Origin of the sequence: Mesorhizobium sp. M7A.F.Ca.ET.027.03.2.1 (assembly GCF_003999175.1) — a bacterium.
GTDB lineage: Bacteria > Pseudomonadota > Alphaproteobacteria > Rhizobiales > Rhizobiaceae > Mesorhizobium.
This window is the reverse complement of record NZ_RZOM01000667.1, coordinates 1-3,439: the sequence shown is the minus strand read 5'-3', so window position 1 is coordinate 3,439 and position 3,439 is coordinate 1. Positions and strand designations below refer to the sequence as shown.

At 62.3% G+C, this 3,439-nt stretch carries 3 protein-coding genes; 2 read left to right on the top strand and 1 reads right to left on the bottom strand.

Annotated elements, in window-relative coordinates; translation table 11 throughout:
* Both EN750_RS24520 and EN750_RS24515 read left to right on the top strand, forming a co-directional pair.
* The coding region (locus EN750_RS24520; protein WP_145967881.1) for a SulP family inorganic anion transporter at positions 1 to 1,357 on the top strand (1,357 nt) is incomplete at its 5' end.
* 338 nt (positions 1,358 to 1,695) lie between these two features.
* Positions 1,696 to 3,072, top strand: coding sequence for an adenylate/guanylate cyclase domain-containing protein (locus tag EN750_RS24515; RefSeq protein ID WP_127397959.1), 1,377 nt, complete (start codon positions 1,696 to 1,698; stop codon positions 3,070 to 3,072).
* A gap of 128 nt (positions 3,073 to 3,200) precedes the next feature.
* On the opposite strand, the gene EN750_RS24505 is transcribed toward EN750_RS24515, so the two are convergent.
* Positions 3,201 to 3,439: hypothetical protein (locus EN750_RS24505; RefSeq protein ID WP_145967880.1), on the bottom strand; the 239-nt coding region annotated here is incomplete at its 5' end.

Below are 3,439 nucleotides of genomic sequence, written 5' to 3'. Positions count from 1 at the left end.
GATGGCAGGGGTCTTCCTGCTCGCCATCGGCTATCTCCGCCTCGGCACCTACATCAAGTTCATTCCCTATCCGGTGACGGTCGGCTTCACCGCCGGCATCGCCGTCATCATCTTTTCAGGACAGATCGTCGAACTGTTCGGGCTGAAGCTTGCCGGCAGGGAGCCGGGACCGCTGGTGCCGAAGTTGATCGCGGTCGGTGAGGCGGCCGGCACCATCAATCTTGCGGCGACCTTCGTGGCGGTGTTGACCATCTTCACCATCGCCGGCCTGAAGCGCTGGCGGCCGACATGGCCTGCCATGCTCATCGCCATCGGGCTGGCATCGCTGGTCGTGGCGCTTCTCTCGCTGCCCGCGGAGACGATCGGCACTCGCTTTGGCGGCATCCCGCGTAGCCTGCAAATGCCTGCCTTGCCGCCGATCAGCCTGGGCAGGATGATTGACGTGCTGCCGGATGCCATTGCCTTTGCCCTGCTCGGCGCGATCGAATCGCTGCTGTCGGCGGTGGTCGCCGACGGGATGACGGGCCGGCGGCATCGTTCCAACTGCGAACTGGTGGCGCAAGGCTTCGCCAACATCGCGTCCGCTCTGTTCGGCGGTATCTGCGCCACCGGCACCATCGCCCGCACCGCGACCAATGTGCGGGCCGGCGCCCACGGACCGGTTTCCGGCATCGTCCACTCCGCCATCCTGCTCGCTTTGATGCTGGTGGCCGCGCCGCTCGCCAGCTACATCCCGCTCGCAGCCTTGGCTGGCGTGCTGGCGGTCGTGTGCTGGAACATGTTCGAGAAGCAGGCCTTCGCCACCTTGCTGCGTGCCTCGCGCGGCGATGCGCTGGTGCTGATGGCGACCTTTCTGCTCGTCATCTTCCGCGATCTCACCGAAGGCATCGTCGTCGGCTTCGTGCTGGGCTCGATCCTGTTCATCGACCGCATGGCCAAGTCGATTGCGGTAGAGGCCGATCAGCCGCTGGTGCAGGAGGATGTCGCCGACAGCGCCAACGCCTACGATGCCAGCGAGGCGACCGACGCCGACACCGTGGTCTACCGCATCTCGGGCGCCTTCTTCTTCGGCGCGGCATCGACCGTCGGCACCGTACTCGACCGCATCGCCGACCAGCGCAGGAACTTCATCCTCGACTGCTCGGCCGTACCGTTCTTCGATTCGACGGCGGCCAACGTCATCGAGGGCGCCGCCCACAAGGCCAGGCGCGCCGGCGTCCGCTTCATCATATCAGGCGCCGCGCCGCAGATCCGGCGCATGCTGATCAACCACGGCGTGAAGCGTCCGCTGGTGACCTATGCAGCGTCGATCGAGGAGGCGCGGGCGCAGCTGAAAGGCAAGATCGAGGCGGGGTAGGGGCCGGGATTTGCCGGCCGGCGGTCGCTTGAACGTCAACTTTTTGATCTCAAGCAAGCGGGGAGCACGCTTTAGGCGAGCGGGCTCACTTTAGTCCCAGATGCAAGGAAAGTCGCTTCGCGGCGGCGTCGAATGCACCAATCTTCGTGACCTGAACAGGGAAGCCTCCGCCTATCCTGCTTCAGCTTTCACCGTGGTCCTTTGTCCGGACATTTTACTCTTTGCAGCCGCGTTTCAAAAATGAAACCGCAATCATGGTAGAGTTCGCGCACTGATTTGCCAGTAGAAGGCGGGTTTGCCAAATGCGTGACACGTCCCCGCGAAATCGAAGTGATCCTATGCCGACCGCGCCAACACTTGAACTTCGCCGCTATTCACGGCTGAGAAATTTGCGAGAGCGCGCAGAACGCCAAGGTGCTGCATTGCAGTTCTGGGCGCGTACGGCATCGCTCGCCGTGATCTCCTGCTTCTTTTCATTAATCAGCCGCTGGGATGCCTCTCTGCTCTTCGTGCTGGCGGGCCTCATGTTGTTCCAGCTCGTCGGCCTGATCCAGTTTCGCTTTGCGCGCCGTCGCAACGCGCCATGGTGGATCGGTTATCTCGTAGGCACGCTGGACATCGTTCTGTTGACCGTTCTGCTGGTAACGCCCAACCCGTTTTCCCTGGAGGTCGCGCCGGCCGCGATGCAACTGCGCGAAGGCAGCTTCAAATTCCTGTTGATTTTCGTGTGCCTTGGCGCGCTGACCCTTTCGACCCGATTGGCGCTCTATCTCGGAGCGCTCGCAGCCTTGACGTGGACGATCGGGGTGGGATGGGTGGTTCTTCATGCGGGAACCGTCCTTCCGGCGACGAACCTCTATTCGCTGCCGACGACAGAGCGACTGAACCTCTATCTCAATCCCAATTTCGTCGACACATTCGCGCAGGCGACCAACGTGTTGGTAGTGCTGATTATCGGCGCGATCATGGCGCTGGTCGTCTCTCGTTCTCGACATCTGTCGGAAGACTATGTCAAGGCAGAGCGCGCCCGCGCCAATCTCGCCCGGCATTTTTCGCCAAATGTCGTCGACCAGCTCGCCGCGGATGACGAGCCCTTCGGTCCGGTCCGCCGGCAGGATATCGCGGTACTGTTCGCCGACATCGTCGGCTTCACACACTATTCCGAGGATCATCCGGCCGAAGCAGTGTTCGAACTTCTGCGTCAGTTCCACCGTCGCATGGAGCAGGTCGTTTTCGACCACCATGGCACCGTCGACAACTATATCGGCGATTGCATCATGGCCACATTCGGGGTTCCGCAAGCCAGCCATAACGACGCGACCCGAGCCATCCAGTGCGCTGAAGCGATGATCGCCGCTCTCGAAGACTGGAATGTGCAGCGGGTGTCCAGGGGATACCCGTCGCTGGACGTTCGGATCGGTGCACAATATGGCGCAGTCGTCATCGGTGCGGTCGGCAGCGAGCGCAATCTTTCCTTCGCGGTGGTGGGCGACACCGTCAACGTCGCCAGCCGTTTGCAGGCGCTTTGCCGTGAACTTCAGGCAAACATTTGCTTTGGGTCACGACTGATAGAAGCCGCGAAGGCGGAATCGCCCACGACACAGTTGAATGCGCGCGATCATGGACCGGTGAGCATCCGCGGTCGGGATGAACCGGTCCATGTCTGGGTCGAACACAGAGCCGAAAACCAGGGTGCTGTTGCGGTTTCGGCATGATATAGCCGCCATGTGAAGCGCCTGCATCTGTCGGAAAGTTCACGCCTGAAGGCATCATGCGCTCGCAGGGCCTGAGCGAGGCCTCGATGTTCCTCTATCTGCGCGATCTCGAGGAGCTCGCAATCGTCTCAGCATGATTGCATCTGGCGGCTGAGCTTGCCGCGCACGGCCCTGGCGGTGCCGACGGCCACCATTTTCGCCGCTGTCTTGCCGCCCGGACCTGCCATGCGGCCGGCGATGCCGACGGCGCCATTGACCGCGCCCATCATCTTCATCTGCCCGGCGGTCTCGTTCATGCGCGCCCGGCAATTCTGCATTTTTCTGGTCGCCTCGACTGCAGCCAGGGCTTCGCCAAGACCTTCCGGCG